Annotated in this window: 1 protein-coding gene; it reads right to left on the reverse strand. The window is 47.3% G+C overall.

The window, feature by feature from the left end; genetic code table 11:
* Positions 1-64: 64 nt before the first annotated feature.
* A partial coding sequence (locus tag ACEN88_RS35640; RefSeq protein WP_413347112.1) for a hypothetical protein occupies positions 65-262 on the reverse strand: 198 nt, incomplete at its 5' end.

A 262-nucleotide genomic window follows, 5' to 3' on the forward strand; every position in this document is an offset into this window, starting at 1 on the left:
CCCGTTCGCTAGTGGTCAGCGCCATTCTCATGGATCGAGGTTTGTAGACATACGAATTTGACAGTCAAAGGAACTGGCTCATCAATATCTGCCAATCTGGACATGAAATGGACTCACTTTCTCCCAGAGCCCGGTTCATCCCGACTAAAATCTTGCCCAATCTCCCTTGCGAGTCCATCACTACGATATCAGTCATTGTACTCTGGATCAAATCGTAAACATCACGTACGAGCAGAACCCGCTCCTTGGTTGAAAACCAGAT

It is taken from the genome of Massilia sp. CT11-108 (assembly GCF_047302915.1).
Lineage (GTDB): Bacteria > Pseudomonadota > Gammaproteobacteria > Burkholderiales > Burkholderiaceae_D > Telluria > Telluria orientalis.